At 63.5% G+C, this 22,833-nt stretch carries 21 protein-coding genes; 9 read left to right on the top strand and 12 right to left on the bottom strand.

The window, feature by feature from the left end; all coding sequences use genetic code 11:
- Positions 1-167 precede the first annotated feature (167 nt).
- The 5 genes from fdxA to Q1V51_RS06885 form a co-directional block, all read right to left on the bottom strand.
- The gene (gene fdxA, locus Q1V51_RS06905) at positions 168-509 is read right to left on the bottom strand and encodes a ferredoxin FdxA (RefSeq protein WP_300554503.1); all 342 of its coding nucleotides are present in this window, start codon (positions 507-509) and stop codon (positions 168-170) included.
- Between the two features lie 75 nt (positions 510-584).
- On the bottom strand, positions 585-1,031 hold the full coding sequence (locus tag Q1V51_RS06900; protein ID WP_300554502.1) for a TerB family tellurite resistance protein: 447 nt from the start codon (positions 1,029-1,031) through the stop codon (positions 585-587).
- Between the two features lie 18 nt (positions 1,032-1,049).
- Positions 1,050-1,352, bottom strand: coding sequence for an RNA-binding S4 domain-containing protein (locus tag Q1V51_RS06895; protein WP_300554501.1), 303 nt, complete (start codon positions 1,350-1,352; stop codon positions 1,050-1,052).
- Positions 1,349-4,180, bottom strand: coding sequence for a helicase-related protein (locus Q1V51_RS06890; RefSeq protein WP_300554500.1), 2,832 nt, complete (start codon positions 4,178-4,180; stop codon positions 1,349-1,351). Before Q1V51_RS06890 ends, Q1V51_RS06895 begins: the two co-directional genes overlap by 4 nt.
- Before the next feature lie 97 nt (positions 4,181-4,277).
- The gene (locus Q1V51_RS06885) at positions 4,278-5,111 is read right to left on the bottom strand and encodes a DUF3108 domain-containing protein (protein ID WP_300554499.1); all 834 of its coding nucleotides are present in this window, start codon (positions 5,109-5,111) and stop codon (positions 4,278-4,280) included.
- Positions 5,112-5,299: 188 nt separating this feature from the next.
- Between Q1V51_RS06885 and rpmB the strand changes: the two genes are divergently transcribed.
- Together rpmB and Q1V51_RS06875 are read left to right on the top strand one after the other, a co-directional pair.
- On the top strand, positions 5,300-5,584 hold the full coding sequence (gene rpmB, locus Q1V51_RS06880; protein ID WP_300554498.1) for a 50S ribosomal protein L28: 285 nt from the start codon (positions 5,300-5,302) through the stop codon (positions 5,582-5,584).
- Between the two features lie 136 nt (positions 5,585-5,720).
- Positions 5,721-7,445, top strand: coding sequence for an amidohydrolase (locus tag Q1V51_RS06875; protein WP_300554497.1), 1,725 nt, complete (start codon positions 5,721-5,723; stop codon positions 7,443-7,445).
- Between the two features lie 3 nt (positions 7,446-7,448).
- Here the strand turns inward: Q1V51_RS06875 and Q1V51_RS06870 are convergent, their stop codons facing one another.
- Positions 7,449-8,411 carry an esterase-like activity of phytase family protein gene (locus Q1V51_RS06870; RefSeq protein ID WP_300554496.1) on the bottom strand — a complete coding sequence of 321 codons (963 nt, stop codon included), beginning with the start codon at positions 8,409-8,411 and terminating at the stop codon, positions 7,449-7,451.
- Positions 8,412-8,469: 58 nt separating this feature from the next.
- Entirely contained in the window at positions 8,470-10,374 is a 1,905-nt protein-coding gene (cobT, locus tag Q1V51_RS06865) for a cobaltochelatase subunit CobT (RefSeq protein WP_300554495.1), read from the bottom strand.
- 172 nt (positions 10,375-10,546) lie between these two features.
- Here cobT and Q1V51_RS06860 point away from each other — a divergent pair, with 172 nt between their 5' ends.
- The 4 genes from Q1V51_RS06860 to Q1V51_RS06845 all read left to right on the top strand — a co-directional run bounded on the left by Q1V51_RS06860 (position 10,547) and on the right by Q1V51_RS06845 (position 15,429).
- The gene (locus tag Q1V51_RS06860; RefSeq protein WP_366522717.1) at positions 10,547-11,395 is read left to right on the top strand and encodes a flagellin; all 849 of its coding nucleotides are present in this window, start codon (positions 10,547-10,549) and stop codon (positions 11,393-11,395) included.
- Between the two features lie 128 nt (positions 11,396-11,523).
- Complete coding sequence (locus Q1V51_RS06855) at positions 11,524-12,057, top strand: ATP-binding protein (RefSeq protein WP_300554494.1); 534 nt, start codon at positions 11,524-11,526, stop codon at positions 12,055-12,057.
- A complete protein-coding gene (locus Q1V51_RS06850; RefSeq protein WP_300554493.1) occupies positions 12,054-14,393 on the top strand; it encodes a PAS domain-containing protein in 2,340 nt (779 codons plus the stop codon). The genes Q1V51_RS06855 and Q1V51_RS06850 overlap by 4 nt, the downstream gene beginning before the upstream one ends.
- 79 nt (positions 14,394-14,472) lie before the next feature.
- A complete protein-coding gene (locus Q1V51_RS06845) occupies positions 14,473-15,429 on the top strand; it encodes an FAD-dependent oxidoreductase (RefSeq protein ID WP_300554492.1) in 957 nt (318 codons plus the stop codon).
- Positions 15,430-15,432: 3 nt separating this feature from the next.
- Here Q1V51_RS06845 and Q1V51_RS06840 read toward each other — a convergent pair whose 3' ends face one another.
- Complete coding sequence (locus Q1V51_RS06840; RefSeq protein ID WP_300554488.1) at positions 15,433-16,332, bottom strand: histone deacetylase; 900 nt, start codon at positions 16,330-16,332, stop codon at positions 15,433-15,435.
- 97 nt (positions 16,333-16,429) lie between these two features.
- Between Q1V51_RS06840 and Q1V51_RS06835 the strand changes: the two genes are divergently transcribed.
- Entirely contained in the window at positions 16,430-17,551 is a 1,122-nt protein-coding gene (locus Q1V51_RS06835) for an ATP-binding protein (RefSeq protein WP_300554487.1), read from the top strand.
- Positions 17,552-17,555: 4 nt separating this feature from the next.
- On the opposite strand, the gene cobS is transcribed toward Q1V51_RS06835, so the two are convergent.
- The gene (gene cobS / locus Q1V51_RS06830; protein WP_300554486.1) at positions 17,556-18,542 is read right to left on the bottom strand and encodes a cobaltochelatase subunit CobS; all 987 of its coding nucleotides are present in this window, start codon (positions 18,540-18,542) and stop codon (positions 17,556-17,558) included.
- 150 nt (positions 18,543-18,692) lie between these two features.
- Positions 18,693-19,307 (bottom strand): J domain-containing protein, encoded by a 615-nt coding sequence (locus Q1V51_RS06825; RefSeq protein WP_300554485.1) that lies wholly within the window; start codon positions 19,305-19,307, stop codon positions 18,693-18,695.
- Between the two features lie 65 nt (positions 19,308-19,372).
- On the opposite strand from Q1V51_RS06825, the gene Q1V51_RS06820 reads away from it, so the two are divergent.
- Together Q1V51_RS06820 and Q1V51_RS06815 are read left to right on the top strand one after the other, a co-directional pair.
- Entirely contained in the window at positions 19,373-19,636 is a 264-nt protein-coding gene (locus Q1V51_RS06820) for a BolA family protein (RefSeq protein WP_300554484.1), read from the top strand.
- Between the two features lie 74 nt (positions 19,637-19,710).
- On the top strand, positions 19,711-20,460 hold the full coding sequence (locus Q1V51_RS06815; RefSeq protein WP_300554483.1) for a DUF3313 family protein: 750 nt from the start codon (positions 19,711-19,713) through the stop codon (positions 20,458-20,460).
- A gap of 4 nt (positions 20,461-20,464) precedes the next feature.
- On the opposite strand, the gene Q1V51_RS06810 is transcribed toward Q1V51_RS06815, so the two are convergent.
- Together Q1V51_RS06810 and aroB are read right to left on the bottom strand one after the other, a co-directional pair.
- Complete coding sequence (locus Q1V51_RS06810) at positions 20,465-21,739, bottom strand: HlyC/CorC family transporter (RefSeq protein WP_300554482.1); 1,275 nt, start codon at positions 21,737-21,739, stop codon at positions 20,465-20,467.
- The gene (gene aroB / locus Q1V51_RS06805; RefSeq protein ID WP_300554481.1) at positions 21,736-22,833 is read right to left on the bottom strand and encodes a 3-dehydroquinate synthase; all 1,098 of its coding nucleotides are present in this window, start codon (positions 22,831-22,833) and stop codon (positions 21,736-21,738) included. Before aroB ends, Q1V51_RS06810 begins: the two co-directional genes overlap by 4 nt.

Raw genomic sequence — 22,833 nt, 5'->3', positions numbered from 1 at the left:
TCTCAAAGATCGCCCGGCACCCACCCGGCTTCGAGATCGACAATTTTGAGCGCACCCATCACCAGCAAGAAAAGCGGGCCGCGCCAGTCGCGCAGCCCATCAATGTGGTATGTATATCACAAACCAGCGCTTATTTCAAATGAGGTGGAAAGATTAACCCTTGGGGGTTAGTTGCCTTCGCCCGGCTTCTCCGAGAAATATTTCTCGAATTTACCCTTCTCTTCAGCCATTTGGTCCGCATCGGCCGGCGGATCCTTGCGCAGGGTGATGTTCGGCCAGATCTCGGCGAACTTGGAATTCACCGCCAGCCACTTGCCGTCCTTGTCGTCTTCCGTGTCCGGCTTGATGGCCTCGACCGGGCATTCCGGTTCGCAGACACCGCAATCGATGCACTCGTCGGGATGAATGACGAGGAAATTCTCGCCTTCATAGAAACAGTCGACGGGGCAAACCTCGACACAATCAGTGTATTTGCAGCGGACGCAGGCGTCAGTGACGATATAGGTCATGGGCGGACGATCAGTACGGTTGGCGGCACGGTTGGATAATTTGCGCGCCGGACATGGGCTGCGCAAACCGCTTTGTCAACGGCTGCGTACCTTGGCTTCTGCACGCGAGCGGGCAAAAACCCGGTCGCGATCATCCACGGCGAGCAGAGGGGCGATACGGCGCAGGAAGGCATCCTCGAACGGCGATTTCTCGCCATCGGCCAGCGCCACCATCCATAATTGCTCGACCAGGGCGATGCGTTCCTGCTCGCTCAGACATGTCTTCACGACCTTGGTGAAGCGATGATGGTCGACCGCCGTCTCGGCCAGCTCCTCAGCCTTGTCGAGCACTTCAGCGGCCTTCTCGGACGACATCTTGAAGGCATTTTCCAGCGTTTCGCGGATCTGGTCCTGCTCGCAGTCGGCATAGATGCCATCGGCCAGGGCGGCTTCCACCAATAGCGCTGTGGCGGCGATGTGGGGATCGATTTCCGCGGCGCCTTCAGCGCCCTTGCCGGCAAAGATCTTCTTGATGAATTCCATCTGATACGTCCTGACTGCTCAGTCCCGTGCCTGTTCGGTCTCGTCATTCTCGATCAGGCGGTACAGCGCCTGCGCCTCGGCGGCCGGCCCCCGGCGTTCGCCAAGGGCCAGGATTTCCAGCGCTACAATCTTGCCATTGCGCGGCCAGGTCAATTCATCGCCGGGCCTGACCGTGGTGGAGGCCTTTGAAATGCGCCGGATTGTTCCGTCCCGCGCGATGCGGACCCGGCCCTTGGTGACGACGGCCGTGGCCAGCGAGCGGGTCTTGTAGAAACGCGCCTGCCAGAGCCAGAGATCGATGCGCTGAGCGTCCGCGCTCATGCCTCGCCGGCCGCGTCCGGCGTGCTGGCGGCGGCCGGAGCGACCGCTTCAGTTGACTCCGGTGAAGGGTTATTTCCGGCCGGCTTATCCTCACCGACGGCGCTGTTTTCGGCGCCATTGGCGTTCGCATCCGGTTTCGCCTTGGCGGGCTTTTTGCGCCGTTTGCGTTTCGGCTTGGTCGGTTTTTCGTCGAGTTTCAGTTGAGCCAGGGCGGCGAAGGGGCTGTCCTCCGGTTTGATCGGCTCCTGTTCTACGCGATTTTGCGGCCGCTGGCGGTTATCGCGCTTGCCCGGGCCAGCGCCGGGCTCGCGCTTGGCCGATTTCGGTCCGCGTTTCTGATCGGCACCATGAGCGGGCTTGGCGGGGCGGCCACCGGCCGGACCGCGGCGGCGCGGGCCCCAGACCTCACCAGCCAGCTTTTCCTCATCCTCACCCTTTTTGACCCGTTTATAGCCTAGCGCGCCGAGGACGCCGCGCAGGTCTTCAACGGAACAGCCCAGCAGTGCGGTCATCTCAGCCTTAAGGTCAAAGGCGGGCTTTTTCGGCTCGGGACGGGCTTCGCGGATGACATCAGCCAGGCGTTCGAGCATGTCGAAGCGGACAACGCGCGGGCCGCAGGTCTGGAAGCCGATGGCGGCATAGTCGGCGCGGGTGCGCGACTTGTCATTGGCCATCGAGGTCAGTCCCGGCTCGGGCAGGACGACGGCCTCGCCGCGGTCTTCATGGATCGCGCGCAGCAGGGCGAAATGGGCGGCCGGTGCCGGTTTCACCAGGGCCGGCAGATAGATCATGTGTTGGCCAATGCGTACGCCGAAACCGCGCAGAACCCGGCGCATGTCCGGGTCGAGCGCCTTGATTTCCTCGACGATCTCATGCCGCGGTAGGGCGCCGCCAGCCTCATAGAGACGCCAGGCCACGCCGCGCACCGGACCGGGAGTCGCCTCATCCTCGGCGCCGGTCTTGAGGGCCATCAGGGGCGCGAGCAGCGTGTCGGTCCGGGTGTGGACAAAGTCCTCCAGACCCTTGCGGGCGGCCGCCTGGGCCTCGGCGGATCCGAGCTCGCCGCCAGTCAGGGCCAGGCCCGGGCGCAAGACGGATGGGCCGGGGCGCAGCTTGGCCACCGGGCGGTCTTCCCATTCGATAATTCCGGCAGCGGTGAGATTGAGATCCTCTGCCTTGGGCGTCGCCAGCATCGCCAGCCTCCTGTTTACCTCCGGCCGCAGGGCCTTGAGGGCCGCCGAGCGCAAAGCGCGTGCGGCGAGTTCGCGTCCATCCGCATCGGGCTGGAAGACCAGCCCCTGTAACCGACCGACATAATGGCCTTCTACCGTGACTTCACCCGTTTTCGACACTCCGGCAAGAAGATCCTTCTCGTCGCGCAGGCCTTTGACCAGCGCGCTGGTCCGTCGATCGACGAAGCGTTGCATCAGGCGCTCGTGCAGGGCGTCGGACAATTTGTCCTCGATTTGCCGGGTCTCCGCACGCCAGTAATCGGGATTGTGCGTCCAGTCGGAACGGTTGGCGGCATAAGCCCAGGTGCGCACATAGGACAGGCGCGCGGCCAGGGCGTCGACATCGCCGGTGGTCTTGTTCAGCTTTTCCAGATGCCCGGCCATATAGGTGTCGGGCAGGCGGCCGCGCCCTTTCGCGAGGTGCATGTAGATGGATTTGACGAGACGGGCGTGGGCATCCAGCGTCGCCTTGCGGAAATCGGGCAGGCGGCACACCTCCCACAGTCGCGCCACCATGCCGGGCGAGGTTGCGCGCTCGCGGATTTCCGGGTCGCCGGCCAATACGCCAAGGGCAGCTTCATCGCTGGCCTCGCGGACCCGTTCCAGGGCGGGATGGAAGGGCGGTTTGCCGAGCGAATATTGAAGGGCCTCGATCGAGCTTTCATCGAGCAGCGGATTGCGCCAGTAGAGTTTCTGGACCGGTGCGAAAGTGTGGCTCTCGATGGCCTCGACCACATCCGGATCGAAGGGCCGGCATTCGGCGGTTTCGCCAAAACTGCCATCAGTGCGGAAGCGTCCGGCCCGCCCGGCGATCTGAGACAGTTCGGCCGGGGTCAGCCGCCGCATCTTGCGGCCATCGAACTTGCGGCTCTCGGCGAAGGCCACATGCTCGATTTCCATATTGAGGCCCATGCCGATGGCATCTGTGGCCACGAGGAAGTCGACCTCGCCGGACTGGTAGAGCGCGACCTGGGCGTTGCGGGTGCGCGGGCTCAAACTGCCCATGACCACCGCGGCGCCGCCGCGACGCCGGCGCAGGAGCTCGGCGATGGCGTAAACACTCTCGGCCGAGAAGGCGACAATGGCGCTGCGCCGGGGCAGGGCGGTGAGCTTGGCGGGGCCGGCATAACTCAGCCGGGAGAAACGTTCGCGTCCGACAATCTCGGCATCGGGCACGAGTTCGCGGATCAGACCGGTCATGGTGGCGGCGCCCAGCAGCATGGTCTCTTCGCGGCCACGGGCGCGCAGCAGACGGTCGGTGAAGATATGACCACGCTCGGGGTCGGCGGCGAGCTGGACCTCGTCGATCGCCATGAAGGCGACCTGTTTGGAGACCGGCATGGATTCGGCGGTGCAGATGAAATAGCGCGCCGACTTGGGCACGATCTTCTCTTCGCCGGTGATCAGAGCGGCGGCGCCTTCGCCCTTGGCCCGTACAACCCGGTCATAGACCTCCCGCGCCAGGAGGCGCAAAGGCAGGCCGATCATGCCGGAGGAATGCGCCAGCATGCGTTCAATGGCGAGATGGGTCTTGCCGGTATTGGTCGGGCCGAGAGCGGCGGTGATCGGCCCCGCCGCCCGCTCTAGCGCAGACATGCCGCTATCCTTTGAAACTCAGACCCTGAAAAGCGAGGCCTTCGGAATTTTCCAAGAGTTAGGGCCGATCGGGCGTGAAGGCGAGGCCGCTATGCGGTCAGCCGGCCGAGATATATTGTGCGGTGACCGTTGCGCCGCCAAAACCGGCATTGGCGCGGATCCGCACGGGCACATGCATCTGGCCGCCATTCACCGGCGCGAACCACATGGTGATCGGGCGCTCGATATCTTCCTCGGACGGAAACTCGTCGGCGTCATAACCGGCGATCGGCTCGTAATAGGCGTGGCATACCGCTGCGCGGCCCGACCAGGCCCGGGTCCGGATCGAGTCCATGCCGCCATATTCAAAGCGAAGATTATAGCGGGCCTTGCCGTCAAACACCGGCATGGTGCCTTCGCAGTGGACATCGCCATTGGCCACCGCGCCCAGTCCGACCGACAGCAGGGTGGACAGCGGGTCAGCGGCGCCTGCACGTTCTTCTTCGGTCGCCGGCGGTTCACCCATCGATCCGAAGGGCGGATTGATGTCTGCGGTCGCAACGCCATCGGGGAAGTCGATGCCGACGGTCCGATTTTTCGAGCTGGCGTGATTCATATGGCTGTAGCGCCAGGGCTGCAGCCTGGCACCGGTGCGATAGCCGCTGACACCGGCCTCGATATCCGCATCGGTGAAGAGCGCGGCCAGACCGGCCGCCGTGAAGCGAGCAGAGGCCTGGTAGGTATCCGGGTTGAAGGTGCCCGACACGACAATGTCGGCGACCTGGAAAATCATCACCGAGCCGGAATACTGAATGGTCACCGTTTGCGATGCGCTGTTGGCAACTGCGGCGGCATCATCGGCCAGGGCCGGAGCCAAGCCGGGATTCAGTGTGGCCGGTGCAAACATGGCTGCCAGGCCCAATGCGCTGCCCAGTAGAATAGCCTTTTTCACGCTTTACTCTCCTCGTATCCGGCCCCGCCGGCCCGAAACTTATTCGTCAAACTGCAATAAACCAGCGAAACCGGCTGGAAGATGAACGTAGAATGCTTGACGCAGCGCATCCACTTCGGTATTCCGCCCGCTCCCGCGATGGCCGTAAGGCTTTAGCGTAAGAATACTATTGTTTGAAAGGTGCGACTATGGCGCGTCGCTGCGAATTGACTGGTACGGGCGTGATGACCGGAAACAATGTTTCCCACGCTAACAACAGAACCCGTCGCCGTTTTCTGCCGAACCTGTGCGAAGTCACCCTGACTTCTGACAAGCTCGGCCGTAGCTTCAAATTGCGTATCGCCGCCAAGGCGCTGCGCAGCGTGGACCATGTCGGCGGCTTCGACGCTTACCTGCTCAAGGCACGTGACGAGAACCTCTCGGACCGCGCGCTGAAGATCAAGCGTGAGCTCAAGAAAGCAAACGCTGCGTAGGTTTGCGTAATCAAATTTGATCGATAAAGCCCGCTGCTTGCAGCGGGCTTTATTGTTTTGGGCCAAAGGCCTGGCGCCCTGTTGTTGTTTCCAGAATCGCCGGATAGCCTGCCAGCTGACGTCTGGGGAGGGCATCATGCGCATCGGTTTTTCTCTTGTTTCCGCACTGGCCATCACGCTCGCGGCCTGTTCGCCGTCCGCTGAGGAGGCCGCCATTGAGCCGGCGATCGACGCGGCCGACGTGGTCTATTGGGGCGGGGCGATCTACACCGCCAATGACGAGCAGCCCCAGGTTACCGCCGTCGCGACCCAGGATGGCCGCATCACCTTTGCCGGCGATGAAGCCGATGCCGAGCTTCTGATCGGACCGGAAACGCGCATTGTCGATCTCAATGGCGGTGCCATGTATCCCGGCTTCACCGACAGCCATGTGCATGTCTTTGGTGTCGGCCAGCGCGAGCGCACGCTCAATCTCGACAGTGTCGCCTCTATCGAAGACCTCGTTGCCCGCGTGGCGGAGACGGTCGAGGGCGCTGAGCCCGGTCAGGTGGTTTATGGCCGCGGCTGGATCGAGACCCATTATCCAGAAGCCCGTTTCCCCAATCGCGATGATCTTGACGCTGTGTCGCCGGATAATCCGGTCGTGCTGATCCGCGCCGACGGGCACGCCCTCGTGGCCAATTCCGCAGCGCTTGAAGCCGGCGGTATCACGCGCGACAGCGCCGCTCCGGAAGGCGGGGAGATCCTGTTTGACGAAGCCGGTGAGCCGACCGGCATGCTGATCGACACGGCGATGTATCCGGTGACCGCCCTGGTCGCCGCCCCGACCGGTCAGGAGCGTGCCGATATCTATGCCGAAGGCGCGGCGCGCCTCGCTTCGCTCGGCTGGGCTGGCGGGCATGACATGTCTGTGCCCTATAGCGATGTGGAGATGATCGAGGGCGTTGCCGAGGCCGGCCACCTGGCCATCCGCGTCTATGTCTCGGTCAATCCGGACGGTTATGCCGCCCTGTCCCAGGAAGTCCCGCGTATCGCTGCTGACGGCCGCGTCATCACCCGCGCGGTGAAAATCTATATGGATGGTGCACTGGGCTCGCGCGGTGCAGCGCTGTTGTCTCCCTATTCGGACCGCCCGGAAACCTCCGGCCTGACGATTGCTGAAGAAGACCAGACCATCGGCCTCTTTACCGAGGCCCTGCGTTCGGGCGTACAAATGAATGTCCACGCCATCGGTGATCGCGGGAATCGTCTCCTGCTCGACTGGGTCGAGGAAGCCCTGGCACACGTTCCCGAGGAAGAGCGCGCCCGCATCGACCATCGCTGGCGTGATGAGCATACCCAGATTGTCGAACCTTCCGATATGCCGCGCTTTGCCGAGCTCGGCGTTATCGCCTCGATGCAGCCCAGCCACGCTATTGGCGATCTGCACTTTGCCCCGGCGCGTCTCGGCGAGGAACGCCTGGAAGGCGCCTATGCCTGGCAGACCCTCTTGGACAATGGCGCCCGCCTGACCGGCGGCTCCGACGCGCCGGTGGAGCAGGGCGATCCCCGCATCGAATTCTATGCCACGGTCGCGCGCGCCGACCTGGAAGGTTTCCAGGGCGAGAACTGGCATCCCGAAGAGGCGCTGTCGCGTGATGATGCCCTCAAGCTCTTCACCCTCTGGCCGGCCTATGCCTCCTTCCGCGAGGACGAGCTCGGCTCGATCGAGGTCGGCAAGCGCGCCGACTTCACCATTTTCTCCGACGACATCATGACCATTGAGCCGATGGAAATCCTGTCAGTGACGCCGTGGATGACCGTGGTTGGCGGCGAGGCGGTGTATGAGCACGAGGCGAGTTTTCATCGCTCGGGGGAGTAGGCGCTAGCCGGTCACAGCAAAGGCCATCAGCAACGTTTTTTGCCGCTCCGAGTAATTATCGTCCGACACGATCAGCAGCACGGTCTGACCGTTGCGCTGGATGATGTCGAGGCCTTCGAAATTGTCGACGATCATGCCGGCGGTGAGGGTGCCGAGCAGGTCCGGCTCGATGCGGGCGGTGTCGTCGAGATCGGCGGCGTCGAAGCGCAGGATGCGGATGCGATTGCCGGTCTCGCGGGTCCAGAAGCGTTCCAGCACATAGACATGGCCACCATGGGCGGCGAGGGCGGTCAGGCCGTAGCCCGGCTCTGCGGTCAGTTCGCGGCGGCTCCAGCGGCCATCATCGAGGATCCAGAGCTGGCGGGCACCGTTTGAGGGCGCTTCCACCCCGGCGATCAGACGGCCATCAGCGAGCTGTGTGAGGCCTTCCATCCCGCCATTATTCTCAAACTGCGGCGCCCCGTCCGGCGCGCTCAGGGGCTGAGCCACGGCGTCAAGCTGGCTCCAGTCAGGCCCGAGCTCGTAGACATTGATCCGGTGCTCGCGTTCAAACGAGATCGCAAAGAGCCCGCCGCCGAGCGCTGCGATCGCCTCACTGTCGGCAGCCTGGCCCTCCAGCGCCTCTCCATCACGCGACAGTATGGGCGCGATATCGATCCCGCCGAGCGCTACCGGTGCACCGTCATCGCTCCAGCTCAGCCCGGCGCGGACCCAGTAAGCGCTATCGGAAACCGCCAGCATGCGGGAGCCGCCGCTATTGAGATGCAGCGCTGACAGCCCGCCAAAGCGTTCGTCCGTGTAATCGATCTCGATGCCGCCAAGATAGCTCAGCCGGCCCAGATCACGGCGGTCAGGCTCGGCGGTGTAGAGTGGGATGTCTGTGGTGACCGTCGTGGCGATGGTCGGCGCCTCAACGGAGGGCGAGCAGGCGGCAAGGGACAGGGCGAGCGGGATCAGGAAGCGCATGGGCAGGGACCTTGTTGCGATCCCGGAGGCTTAGCAATCAACGCGAAAGCCGCAAAGCCTAAACCCGGCCGGCGACGCCGGAAAAGTCGATGCGCTTGGTCAGCGGCGGCCCTGTTGTGCTCATCGCGCTGTCACCCGGGCCGTTCTCGTCGAACAGGGCGGCGAGCTGGTCGGTCATGGCGCCGCCGAGCTGGTCGACATCATTGATGGTCACGGCGCGGCGATACCAGCGGGTGACATCATGGCCGATACCAATGGCCAGGAGCTCGACCTCGGAGCGCTTCTCGATCATGGCGATGGTTTCGCGCAGATGGCGTTCCAGATAGCCGGACATGTTCGCCGACTGGGTGCCGTCATCGACCGGCGCACCGTCGGAGATCACCATCATGATGCGGCGCTGTTCCGGGCGCGTGGCGAGGCGTTTCCAGGCCCACATCAGGGCTTCACCGTCGATGTTTTCCTTGAGCAGGCCTTCGCGCATCATCAGGCCGAGATTGACCCGCGAGCGGCGCCAGGGCGTGTCGGCCTGTTTATAGATGATATGGCGCAAATCATTGAGGCGGCCGGGATTTTGCGGCTTGCCCTCGGTCAGCCATTTCTCCTTCGACTTGCCGCCTTTCCAGGCGCGCGTCGTGAAGCCGAGGATCTCCGTTTTCACCCCGCAACGTTCCAGCGTGCGCGCGAGGATATCGGCGCAGGCGGCGGCGACGGTGATCGGACGGCCGCGCATGGAGCCGGAATTGTCGATCAGCAGGGTGACGATGGTGTCGCGGAACTCGGTGTCGCTCTCCTGCTTGTAGGATAGCGGCAGGGTCGGGTCAGCAATGATCCGCGCCAGGCGCGAGCCGTCGAGCACGCCTTCTTCCAGGTCGAATTTCCAGGCCCGCTCCTGCTGCGCCATGAGCCGGCGCTGCAGCCGGTTGGCGAGGCGGCCGACGACCTGGTCGAGGCCCTTGAGCGTATTGTCCAGATATTTGCGCAGGCGCTCGAGTTCTTCGCTGTCGCACAGATCCTCGGCCTGGATCACCTCGTCAAACTCGCGGGTGAAGACCTTGTAGCTGTCGGCCTGGCTGTCATCGCCCGGACGATAATTGGGGCGCATGGCGGTCTGCGCCGAGCCCTCATCGTCCATGGCCTCGACGCGGGTATCGAGATCATCGGTATCGGCGGTGATCTCGTCTTCATCAGCGGCGGTGCCGGAGGCGTCGGGCGTGTCGGGATCACCGGCATCGGAGCCGTCTTCGGGCTCTTCATCCTCGCCGGTCCGCTGTTCGCGGTCGACGCCCTCATCCTCGTCTTCCGGGTTCTCCGATTCTTCCGGATCGCCGCCGAGTTCATCTGCGAGGTCGAGATCCTGGATCACCACCCGCAAGGCGTCGGCAAAGGCCTCCTGATTATCGGCATTGCCGGCCAGGGCGTCGAGCGACAGCCCGGCCATGTTTTCCAGCTGGTCGCGCCAGACCGTCATCAGGCCGAGCGCCTCGACCGGAGCCGGGCGGCCGGAAATGCGTTCCCGGATCAGGAGGCTCAGCGCCTCTTCCATCGGCGCGTTCTGGCGATCCTCAACCCGCTGCCAGCCCTTCTGTCGGCATTTGGCAATCAGCGCCGCATCGAGGTTTTCGGCCACGCCCTGCATCTCGCGCGCCCCGAGCGCCTCGACCCGTGCCTGTTCGGCGGCATGGAAGATGGCCCGCGCCGTCGAACCCGGCGGCAGGGCGCGCATATGAGCGCCTTCATCATGGTGGGCCAGTTTCAGGGCAATCGCATCGGCGCGGCCGCGCACGGTATTGGCGGCCCGCTGGGACGGTTCGGAGCCCGGATTGGGCAGGACCACACGCCCGCCGGAATGCCCGGCAATCTCGCCGCCGAAACGCACCTCCAGCTCCTTGTCCCCGGCAATGGCACGGGTGGCAATGGCAAGGGCGCGCTTGAACGCTTCGGGATCTTGGGGCGGCTGGCTCATGGGGCTGAAATTAGCGGGTTTGATCGCAATTGCGAGAGGGGAGGTGTAATGGGTGGGTGCACATTGGAGGCTAGCAAACGCCAGTAACGCCCCGCTAACCCTCTTCTCCGACACTGGTGCCAAATGCCTGCACAAAAAAGGCAGGCGCAACATGGTGGCGGAAGACGGCTGAATGGGCTTTTCGGTTCATTCCATGGCCGGCGTAAACTCTGCTTTGCAACATATGGACGCGTTGGTGAGCGAACGGCTCGCCGTGCAAACGCGCGTTGCGACAGGGTTGAAAGTCGGCAGTGCCAAGGACAATGGCACGATCTGGGCGATTGCCCAGGGCATGCGTGCGGCCAATGGGGCGCGCGAGGCCTCTTTCCGTTCCATCGACATGGCGACCGGTGTGGTCGAGGTGGCGCTGGCCGCGGCGACCGGCATATCCGATCTCATGGTGGAGATGCGCTCCATCCTCGTTTCCGCGACGGACAAGAGCCTGGACGAGCCGACCTGGCGCACCCTGATGCATGACTATGTGATCCTCGGCAATCAGATCAACCGCCTGGCCGAGAACGCCGAGTTCAACGATATCAACCTGCTCGAGACGGGTGCCAGCGCGCTCAATGTCCTCGTCGGCGATGACCCGACGGACACGATGACCATCGGGGCTGAAAACCTGATCGATGGCGGCGGGCTGGTCGATGCGGCCTTGCCGGGCACGCTGCCCTATTCCGACACCAGCCATATCCTCACCCAGCCGGACACCGCCATGGTGACGACGCTGGAAAACTCGATGGATGCGGTCAATGGCGCGGTCTCGCGACTGGGCACGGCGCTGAAGACGCTCGGCATTCAAAGAGAAATGCTGACCAAGCAATACGATGCCACGGCGGCGGGGATCGGTAATCTCGTCGACGCGGATCTCGGGCGTGACCGGGCGCGTCTGGCTGCGCTTGATGCGCGCGAGCAGCTGGGCATCCAATCCCTGGAGATCGCCAATCGGGCGCCTGCTATGATATTGAACTTTTTCAGATAATTCCGAATTCGAATATGCACGCCTGAGTTTATTAATAGCGAGTATACCAAGCATAATAGTAAATTACGGGTGTTTCGCGGGCAGGCGTGTTCTGAAATATAACGCGCACTACCCTTCGAAGGTCATTCATGAATTGTCAGACCAAACCCGATCCGGGGCCGATTGGCCCTGACACCTCTGATCGTTCGCCGAGCTGTATCGAGCGCTATGCCCGTACGCTGGCCGATGCCCGGCGTGTCGCCGACGAAATGGCGGCCGCGACCGATGATCCGATCACTGTCAGTATTGGCCTGACCGAGCTTATCCTTAACGGTATTGAGCACGGCAATCTGGAGATCGGCAGCACGCTCAAGGCCCAATTGCTGGAAGAAGAGCGCTGGGATCTGGAAATCGCCGAGCGCCTGACCCGCTCGCCCTGGGGAGAGCGCCAGGTCAAGATCCTGATGATGATCGGCGATGACGGCTATGAGTGGATCATCAGCGATGAGGGCGCCGGCTTCGACTGGCGCAATCGCGACAAGGATATCCCGACAGCGACCCTGAATGGCCGCGGACTGCTGCTGGCCGAGCAAATGAGCTTTGACAGCCTCAGCTATAATGAGGCCGGTAATGTGGCCATGGCTCGCAAGTTTAAACGTAGCCAGGCGGAGCCGGATGCATGAAACTGGATAGTGTCATCGCGCGGATGCATGAGCACATCTCCGATGCTGTCCTGATCTGCGAGGCCGAACCGATCAACCACCCGGGGCCGCGCATCGTCTGGTGCAACAAGGCCTTCACGGAAATGACGGGCTATGCGCTCGACGATATTGTCGGCAAGACGCCACGTATTCTGCAGGGCGAGGGCAGTGATCGGACCGCGTTGGACAAGATCCGAGCGGGCCTGCAGGCTTGGCAGCCGGTGCGACAGGAAGTCCTCAATTACCGCAAGGATGGCACCAGTTTCTGGTGTGATATCAACATTCGCCCGGTTGCCGACGAGTCGGGCTATTTCCATTACTGGATTTCTGTCCTGCGCGATGTTTCCGATCAGGTCGAGCGCGAGGACGCTTTGCGCGAAGCAGAAGCGCAGGCCAAGGCCAATGCCGAGCGCGCCCGCCTGGCCGCAAGGGGCGGTGGTATCGGCGTATGGGAATATGATGCCGTCAGCGAGACCCTGAGCTGGGACGAGACCATGCTCAAGCTCTACGGCATCACTGCCGATGAATTCAGCGGCGTGTATGACGATTGGCGAGATCGCGTCCACCCGGATGACCGGGACGATGCGGAGGATCGTGTCCGGCGCTCTGTGGAAACCGATGGCGAATTCAACGCGGAGTTCCGCATCCACCACCCGGAGTACGGCATTCGCCATCTTATCGGTCGTGCATCGACATTCACCAATGCGGATGGTCGCGTTATCATGGTCGGCATCAATTGGGATGTGACCGAACAGCGTGAGGCCGCCCGCAGACTTGCCGAGACCAGCGAGCGATTGCAGCTGGCTACATCGTCCGCTCGTATGGGAATCTGGGAATATACCGTGGAAACCCAGACCTTGGTTTGGGACGATGAGATGTTCGAGCTCTACGGACTCGAAAATACTGGCCCGGTTGTTCCTTATGAAACCTGGGAGAATACGCTCGACCCTGCCGATGTAGAGCGGGCCCACCTGTTGATGGCGGACTTGCACGAGACCGGAGACAGTTTCGAGTGGACCTTCAGGATCGAGAAGGGCGAGCCGGGCGAGGAGAGGGAATGCTATATCCGCTCTCACGCTTCCATTAAGCACGGCGAAACGACGCGTATCGTTGGCATCAATTGGGACGTTACCGAGCAGGTTCGCGCCGCTGAGAAGGAAGCCTCGGCGAACCGTCTGAAAACCGAGTTCCTCGCCACAGTTTCCCATGAGGTGCGCACCCCCCTTCACGGCGTCCTCGGCATGGCGCAATTGCTGGACGCCAGTGAACTGGACGAAACCCAGCGCCGTTATCTCAATACGCTGACCGCGTCCGGTGAGACCTTGCTGGCGCTCATCAACGACATTCTCGATGTCACCCAGATCGAAACCGGGCTGATGGTCCTGCACAAGGAATGGGGGCTGCCGGACCGCCTGCTGGGCGACACCGTCAATGGGCTCGCGCCTCTGGTGGAGAAAAAGAAGCTGGATTTCCAGTTCATCTCGTCCTGGCCGGCGACGGTCGAGGTTTCGCTTGATTTTTCCCGGGTCAAACAGATTGTCACCAACCTGGTCGGAAACGCCGTCAAGTTTACCGAGACAGGCCATGTCTATACCCGTCTGTGCCGGGACCAAAACGGTGGCCTGGTGATAGCGGTTGAGGATAGCGGCATCGGTCTGAGTGAGGCCGATCAGGAGAAGATTTTTGACCGTTTCGTCCAGGCGGACGGGTCGATCCAGCGCCGTTTCGGCGGCAGTGGTCTGGGGCTGAGCGTGGTCTCGGAGCTGGTCGAGCTGATGGATGGCCGTATTGAAGTCACGAGCAAGCCGGGCAAGGGGGCGATGTTCAAGGTGACCCTGCCGGCCGAGGCCCGCCTGGCCAAGATCGCCGCGCCCAAGGCCAGCCAGCGGTCCGGTCTGGAGCAGGATGTCCAGCTCGGGCACGGCCGCCGGGCTCTGGTCGTCGATGATGTCCACACCAACCGCATTGTTTGTAGCGCCTTGCTGAAATCAATGGGTTTCGAGGTCGTCGAGGCCGATGGCGGCGAGGCCGCGCTGGCGGCGCTCGAGAAAAATGCCTGCGATATCATCTTCATGGACCTGCACATGCCCGGCATGGCCGGGGATGCCTGCGTCGAACGGATTCGCGCCGGCGAGGACCTGCATGCGCTGGTGCCGATTATCATGCTGACGGCGGACGTCTCCGGTGATGCGCGCCAACGGACCCAGGCCTGTGGGGCTGACGACATCTGTTCCAAGCCTTTTGCCATGGACAAGGTCGCCTCGCTGATCGCGCGCTATCTGTCTCCGCGGCCCGAGACGGACAGCAAGGTGAGCTGACGCCTTATGCCGCAGTTGCGGCGCTGGCCCGGCTCCTCCGGTGCGCTAATCTTCGCTCCATGGACAAGAGTGCGATGTCATGCGTTTAGCGATTATCGGAGCCGGGCTCTCCGGTCTGGCCTGTGGCGACCGTCTCAAGCGGGCCGGCCATGCCGTCGAGCTGTTTGAAAAGAGCCGCGGCACGGGCGGACGCCTGGCCACGCGCCGGCGCGAGATCGCCAGTTTCGATCATGGCACTCAATACGTGACCGCCCGCTCACCGGAATTCTCCGCCTATCTGGAACGCGCCTTTGAAGCCGGCAATGCCGATCGTTGGTCGCCGGCCGGTGCCGACAAGGGCAAGTGGATCTGGTGGGTCGGGCAGCCCGGGATGAGCGGCCTGGTCAAGCCGCTGGCGAAACAGCTTCTGGTTCACACAAGTATCCGGGTCGAGGCCATTGAGCGGGAAAGTGGGGGCTGGCGTCTCGAGGCCGGCGACAACACGCCGGAGACGCGTTTTGATGCGGTGCTGGTGACGGCGCCGGTGCCGCAGACCACGGATCTCCTGGCCCGCCATGGTGCCGCCTTCGCCAGCCTGCCCGAAGCCGAACTGGCGCCCTGCTGGACGGTGATGCTGGCCTTTGACGCACCGCTGCCGGTCGCGGCCGATGTATTCCGCCATGACGCGCATGCGCTGGCCTGGTGTGCGCGCAATTCTTCCAAGCCGGGGCGGCCCGGTGAGGCGGATGCCTGGGTGTTGCAGGCCTCGCCGGCGTGGAGTGTCGCGCACCTTGAGGCCGAGCCGGACTGGGTGATCGCCCAGCTGACTGCGATGTTTGTCGAGATCGCCGGTCAGGCCTTGCCGGTGGCGGCGCATGGCGAGGCGCATCGCTGGCGTTATGCACGGGTCACCGAACCGCTTGGCCAGCCCTTTGTCTGGGAGGCCGGCCTTGGGCTGGGAGCCGCCGGGGACTGGTGTATGGGACCGCGGGTCGAGGCCGCGTTCCAGAGCGGTGTCGCCCTGGCCGATGCGGTGCTGGCCGAGCCGGAGCGCTAGCCTTCAACCCCCGTAAAGCCGGTTCGCTACCCGGTAGGTATTGGCATAGGCCTCGACCGAAGCCTCGATCGGGTCGGCATAGCCGCCGCCAATGCCCATGGCTACGGGAATGCCGCGGGCGCGGCAGGCCGAGAGCACGGTGGCGTCGCGCTGCATCAACCCTTCATGGGTGAGGCTGAGGCGGCCAAGCCGGTCCTGCTTCAGTGCATCAACGCCGGACTGGTAGAGCACGAGGTCCGGGCCGAAGGCGAAAACGGCGGGCAGGTGGGTTTCCAGCGTCTCGTTATAGGCCTCGTCCTGCATATGGTCGGGCAGGGGCACGTCGAGATCACTGACGGTCTTGCGGAAGGGGAAGTTCTTCTCGCCATGCATGGAGAAGACAAAGACTTCCGGGTGGTCCTTCAGGATGGCCGCATTGCCATCGCCCTGGTGCACGTCGAGATCGATAATGGCGATGCGGCGGGCCAGGCCCGTCTCGATAAGGGTCAGGGCGGCGATGGCGTGGTCGTTATAGATGCAATAGCCCGAGCCGAAATCGCGATGGGCGTGATGCGTACCGCCGGCCAATTGTCCCGCTATCCCGTCCTCCAGCGCGGCTTTCGCTGCCGCGACAGCCCCACCGGCCGTCGCGCGAGTGCGGGTAACCAGTTGCTTTGACCAGGGAAAACCGATGCGGCGGATGGCTTTCTCGTCCAGCGTGCCGGTTTCGAAGGCGTCGACATAATCCGCATCATGGGCGCGCAGGATATCCTCGGTGCGGGCCAGCGGGCTTTCCACCAATTGCGTCTCCGCCACCAGCCCGTCGGCCAGGAGGCGCTCGCGCAAGAGCCGGTATTTGCTGCCGGGAAAGCGGTGATTATCCGGCAGGGGCAGTGTGAAGGTGTCGGAATAGAAGACCTGCATGAGCCGATATCTAGGCGCGCTCGCGCGAATGTCACGTCCGTTTCAGCCGTGATTATTCACGGGTAGCTAATTAGCCAGACGCGTATAAACTTGATTCATGAGCACCTCGCCCTGGCATTTCCCGCGCGCTGATTTCGCCCGCTCTGTCCTGACCCTGTTGATGGACGGGCCGATCCAGGGCGTCAGCCTGTTTGGCCCGCGGCGCATGGGCAAGACGCAATTCCTGCTGAACGATCTCGCCCCGCTGGCTGAACGCAAACGCCATCGCGTTGTCTATGTCAGCTTCATGCAGACCGGCGCCCCCCTGGCCCTCACCCTGTTCGAGCTCGATCTCGCCCTGAAGCACCGCAAGATGGGCCGCCGCCTGACCGCGCGGCCGGGTGAGCTGAAGGCGCGCTTCTCTCTGAAAGCCCCGGTCGGGCCGGGCGAGCTGACGGTCGATCTCGGCCAGTCACCGCGCGAACTGCCCGGTGATCAGCTGCTGGCTCTGGATGCCCTGCTCGGCGCGCTCGCCGATCCCGGTCACCCGACCCTGATTATGCTGGACGAATTCCAGGAGCTGGCCGACAGCGAGAATGCCGAGCTGGTCGCCGCCTTGCGCACAGCCCTGGACAAGCGCCGCGACGGGCTGCGGGCCATTTTCACCGGCTCGTCGGTGGATGGGCTCAACCGCGTCTTCTCCACCCGCAGCGCGCCCTTCTTCCGCTTCGCAACCCCCGTCGACCTGCCGCCGCTGGGGGAGGAATTCGTCGCCCACCAGCTCAAGGCCTTCGGTGAGATTTCCAGGCGCAAGCTGGACCGGGCCAAGGCGGACGCCGTGTTCGAGCGCTTCGAGCGCAATCCCCTGATCTTCCAGCGCTGGCTGATGATGCTGGCCGTGCGTCCCGATCTCGACGAGGACGGCACGCTGGACCTGGTCCGCGCCGCCCTGGCCGAGGAGCTCGGCTTTGAACCGATCTGGCTCAAACTCTCGCCGGGCCAGCGCATTGTCGCGCGGCTTCTGGCCGAGCGCGTCGAGCAGATCTATGGCGAGGAGGGTCGCAATGCGATCGCTCAGCTGACTGCCGGCGCCAGCCTGCAGGCGAGCGAAATCCAGGCCGCCCTGCGCCGCCTGCGCCGGCTCGACGTCGTCGACCGCTGGGACAAGGACTGGCGCATCTCCGATCCGCTGATCGAAGCCTGGGTCAAGGAACGGCCGGCCGAGGAATTGCGGCTTTAGGGGACTAAGCCACAGCCGCCGGCTTCACCGGGGCTTCGACCAGGTCGACACCGAAGACGCGCTGATACATCTCGGCGATGGTCGGGCGTTCCGGCTCGTCACACTTGTTGAGGAAGGTGAGGCGGAAGGCGTGGCCGAGATCGTCGAAGATTTCGTAGTTCTCCGCCCAGGTCAGCACGGTCCGCGGGCTCATCACGGTGGAGATATCGCCATTGATGAAGGCTTCGCGGGTGAGGTCGGCGACCTTGACCATATTGGCCACGGTGGCGGTGCCCTCATCACTGGAGGCGAGCTTCTTCATCTTCGCGAGCACGATCTGGTTCTCGGTCTCGAACGGCAGGTAGTTCAGCGTCGACACAATCGACCAGCGGTCCATCTGGCCCTGGTTGATCTGCTGCGTACCGTGATAGAGGCCCGTCGTATCGCCGAGGCCAATCGTGTTGGTTGTGGCGAAGAGGCGGAAATAGGGATGCGGACGGATGACCTTGGTCTGGTCCAGCAGTGTCAGCGAGCCGGAGGCTTCCAGCACGCGCTGGATCACGAACATCACATCCGGACGGCCGGCATCATATTCATCGAACAGGAGCGCGATCGGGCGCTGCAGGGCCCAGGGCAGGATGCCTTCCTGGAATTCGGTGACCTGCTTGCCATCCTTCAGCACGATGGCGTCCTTGCCGACCATGTCGATACGCGAGACGTGACTGTCGAGATTGACGCGCACCATGGGCCAGTTGAGGCGGGCGGCGACCTGTTCGACATGGGTCGATTTACCGGTGCCGTGATAGCCCTGGATCATGACCCGGCGATTGCGGGCAAAGCCGGCCAGAATCGCCCGGGTGGTGGCCGGGTCGAAGACGTAATCCGGGTCGATTTTCGGCGTGTGCTCATCCGGCTGGGAGAACATCATCACTTCGAAACCGGCGTCGAACCCGAACAGGGCCTGGGTGTCGGCAATGGCGTCGGGGGCGTTCAGCGGGAAATTATCGCTCATGGGAAACCGGTCTTCTGAGGAGGCGCGCCCGTGGGCCGGGCGCCGAATATGTTTTTCGATCTATAACATGGCGCGCGAGCGGGGGAAGACCATGACCCGCATGCAGTGACCGGGTGTGTTGTCGCAGGGGAGGGGCGTGGCCCAGCGTCGCTAGGCCATCCCGGCATTCTTCAGGATCTGATAGGCGGCGATAACGCGGCCGAGCTGTTCTTCCGAGGAGCGGTCACCGCCATTGGCATCGGGGTGGAATTGCTTGACCAGTTCGGCATAGCGCTTGCGCACTGTAGAGGGATCGACATCCGGGTCGAGGCTCATCGTTTCCAGCGCCTTGGTCTGCAAGCGTCCCAGGCTCTTTTCCCGCGGCGCTTCCGGTGTGGACTGCCGCTTGTCGCCGAACAGGTTGTAGGTGTCCTCGAAGCCCTCGCCGAAATCCTTTGCGGCTCGTGCGGCCTTCGCCGATGGTCCGTGCGTATTGCGCCAGCCCCAGGTCGGACGATGCCCATAGGCGGCGCTTTCCCGGTAGGACTGCGCGGCGCTTTCGCTCATGCCTTCAAAGAAGTTCCAGGACTTGTTGTATTCGCCCGCATGTGATTGGCAGAACCAGTAGAAATCATCGAGCTGGTCGCGGCCTTTCGGGGCACGGCTATTGCCATGCTTGGAACAGCCGGGCCATTCGCACACGCGCTCCTCCGGAGCCGGCTCGTCCTTGGGCGGCTTGATCCGGATGTCGCGAAAACGCGGTTTATAGTGGAAGGCATCGGCCATAATGCCCAAGTATGGGCGCGGGTATGTAAAGCGGCAATGAAGCCGGTGCGAAAAGGAGTGAAATTATGGCAGCGGTGAAATCCCGTATCGAGGCGAAATTGCGCGAGGCGTTTGCACCGGCTTTGCTGGAGATCAGTGATGACAGTCATCTCCACTCCGGTCATGCCGGGGCGCCGGAAGGCGGGGAGAGCCATTTCACCGTGACCCTGACCTCGGCGCGTTTTGACGGGTTGAACCGGGTGGCGCGCCACCGTCTGGTCAATGAGGTGCTGGCCGATGAGCTGGCCGGTCCGGTCCACGCCCTGGCGCTGAAGCTGGATACGCCCTGACCGGCTATCCCTGATTGAACAGCCGCGCCGGCGCCCTAGCTTTCGCGGCAACACAGATCTGAGCGGAGAGTTTCATGCGTCGCCTTGCCCGTCTTGCCCTGACCACCTGTCTTGTTGTCGGCGTCTCTGCCTGCGCTGCCAATCTGGCCGGCCAGGAAACGCTCAGCCGCTATGACCAGCTGCAGGATGCCGAGCGCCGCCTGATGCCGGTGCGCGAGTTTGGTAATGAAGAGGGGTTGGGCGCTATTCGCGCGGTCTATATGGACCGTGCCGCAGTCGCCGATGGCGTGGTTGATGGCAGTGGGCTGGATGAGGAACGTTTTGCTCGAGTCGTCGACCGCCTCACCGGCACGATGTGCCGGCGTCTGGCCCGAGGTGGCGTCACCGTGACCAGTGACCCATCCGCGGCAACCCACCGCCTCGACATGACGATTACCGGTTTCCGCCCGACCAATGCGGCCGCGGCCGGGGCCTCAAGCGTGATCGGTGTCTTTGTGCCGGGCCCGCTCAATCCTCGCATTCCGGTGGGCGTCGGCGCCCTGGCGGTGGAGGGTGAGCTGTTGGACCTGGAGGGAGAGCAGATCGCGGCCATGCAGTGGAATGCCCAGAACCACCTTGCTTCCGGCGGGGGGGCTTTCACCCTTCTGCGCGGCGATTTCGGTGTCACCTCGGACGGCGAAGATCTCGCTTCGGCCTTTGCCGACAGTTTCGGTGATCTCATCGTAGACGGCCGCGACGCCGCGGGTGGCGTGCGCGGCGAGACAGAGCGCGGTGTCTGCACGGCGCTGGCACGCGACGAGGTCGAGGACGGGGTCGCCGAATAGGCGATCAATCAGGGCTCGGGCTGACCCGCAGGCTGATAATCTGGTTGCGGAGGCGGTCAACTACTTCAAAGCGCACGCCATGGAAGCGGAAAACCTGCCCTTGTTCAGGAATGGTCTGGGCTTCGTGGATGACCAGGCCGGCCACGGTCACGGCCTCTTCATCCGGCAGGTCCCAGTCGAGCGCGCGGTTGAGATCGCGGATCGGCAGCGCGCCGTCGACAATCCAGATGCCATCGGCTTCCTGCTGGATGCCCTCAACAGTGACATCATGTTCGTCCTCGATGGCCCCGACGATCTCTTCGAGGATGTCCTCGAGCGTTACCAGCCCCATCAGGGCACCATACTCGTCGACAACGAGGGCAAAGTGTTCGCGCTTCTCGCGGAAGGCGTTGAGCTGGTCTAGCACTTCGGTGGTTTCCGGCACAAACCAGGCATCGCGGCGCAGGGCTTCGATATCCACCTTGGAGGCGTCGCCATCGGCGTCGTGCAGCGCCCGGGCGAGGTCACGCACGTGTAGAATGCCGACAATATTCTCGGTATCGTCCTTGTAGAGCGGCAGCCGGGTATGCGGCGAGTGCAGCGCGTCGGAGACAATCTCGGCGGCCGGCTTGTTGGCGTCGAGCAGGATGATGGATTTGCGGTGCACCATGATGTCGTCGACGGTCAGGTCGCGCAGGTCGAGCACGCCGCCGAGCATGTCTCGGTCATCCTTGACCACCCCGCCTTCCTCATGGTGCAGGGCGATGGCGCCCCGCAGCTCGTCATGGGCGGACAGGACCGGGCCTTCCACCTTGAGACCGAACAGGCGCACCACACCGCGGACGATGAATTGCACCCCGGCGACGATCGGGCCGAAAAAGCGCACGATGATGGAGATCGGCCGCGACACGGCGAGGGCGAAACGGTCCGGATTGGACAGGGCATAGGTCTTGGGCAGGACCTCGGCAAAGACCAGGACCAGGAAGGTCATGACCAGCGTCGCCCACAGGATGGCATTGCCGCCGAACATGCGTTCGAACAATTGTCCGACGATCATCGAGGCGGCGATATTGACCAGGTTATTGCCGAGCAGGATCGCGCCCAGCAGGCTTTCCCCGTTGGAGATCAGACGGCTGACCCGGCCGGCGGCGTGTTTCGTCCGCTCGTCGCGTTCCAGCTGTAGCATGCGGGCTTTGGAGGTTGCGGTCAGCGAGGTCTCCGAACCGGAGAAGAAGGCTGACAGGCACAACAGGCCAAGGATCATGAGGGCGGGGCCGATCAGGCTCCAATCGAAGCTCATTTGAGCGAAGTCTCCATAAACTCGCGCAGATCGTCTTCCTGCGTCGCCGTCTCAATGTAGGCGTTTCCGATGCCGCGCGCGAGGATCAGTGTGATCTTGCCGCCGGAATTTTTCTTGTCGCCGCGCATGCGCTCGACCAGCGAAGCGGCATCCCACTCGGTATGTGCCAGGGTTTTCGGCCCGTCCGGCAGGCCGGTGAGGCGGAGATGCTCGCGCACGCGCCGGGCCTCGTCCGCGCTGCAATGGCCCAGCCGGGCAGAGTAATCGAAGGCGAGGCCAATCCCGGCGGCCACCGCTTCGCCATGGCGCAAGACGCCGGGCGGGGCGTCGGCTTCGAAGGCGTGGCCAAAGGTGTGGCCGAGATTGAGCAGGGCACGGCGGCCGGCTTCACGCTCGTCTTCAGCAACGATGGCGGCCTTGAAGCGCACCGCATCTGCGATCGAAGCGGTGAGATTGTCTGGATCGAGGGCGGATGCGCCGCGAGCCTCTAGCCGGTCGAACATCGCCGCATCGCCGATCAGCGCCGCCTTTACGATTTCCGCATAGCCGGCGCGCACTTCGCGCTCGGGCAGGGTCGCCAGATAGGCGGTGTCGGCAATGACGAGGTCGGGCTGGTGGAAGGCGCCGACGAGGTTCTTGCCCTGGCGGGTATTGATCCCGGTCTTGCCGCCGACGGAACTGTCGACCTGGGCCAGAAGCGTGGTCGGGATCTGGACGAATTTGGTGCCGCGCTTGGTGATTGCCGCAGCAAAGCCGGCCATGTCGCCAACCACACCGCCACCCAGGGCGATAACGGGTTCAGAGCGCTCGATCTTCGCCTCAAGCAGGCGGTCGACCATGCCCATCACCACATCGAGCGTCTTGGCGCGCTCACCCGCCGGCACGATCATCGGCTCGATGGCGATGCCACGGCTTTCCAGCCGGGCCGCGAGACTGGCCAGGTGCAGCGGTGCCACAGTTTCATCGGTGACCACGAAGGCCCGCTTGCGCGGCAGCAGGGCGGCGAGCGTATCGAGCGCGGCTTCCTGCGCGTCGGCGCCGATGACGACGTCATAGCTGCGTGCGCCCAGATCAATGGTTACGGTTTGCGTCAT

The sequence above is a fragment of the Maricaulis sp. genome, assembly GCF_030149235.1.
Lineage (GTDB): Bacteria > Pseudomonadota > Alphaproteobacteria > Caulobacterales > Maricaulaceae > Maricaulis.
This window is presented reverse-complemented; position numbering and strand designations above follow the sequence as displayed.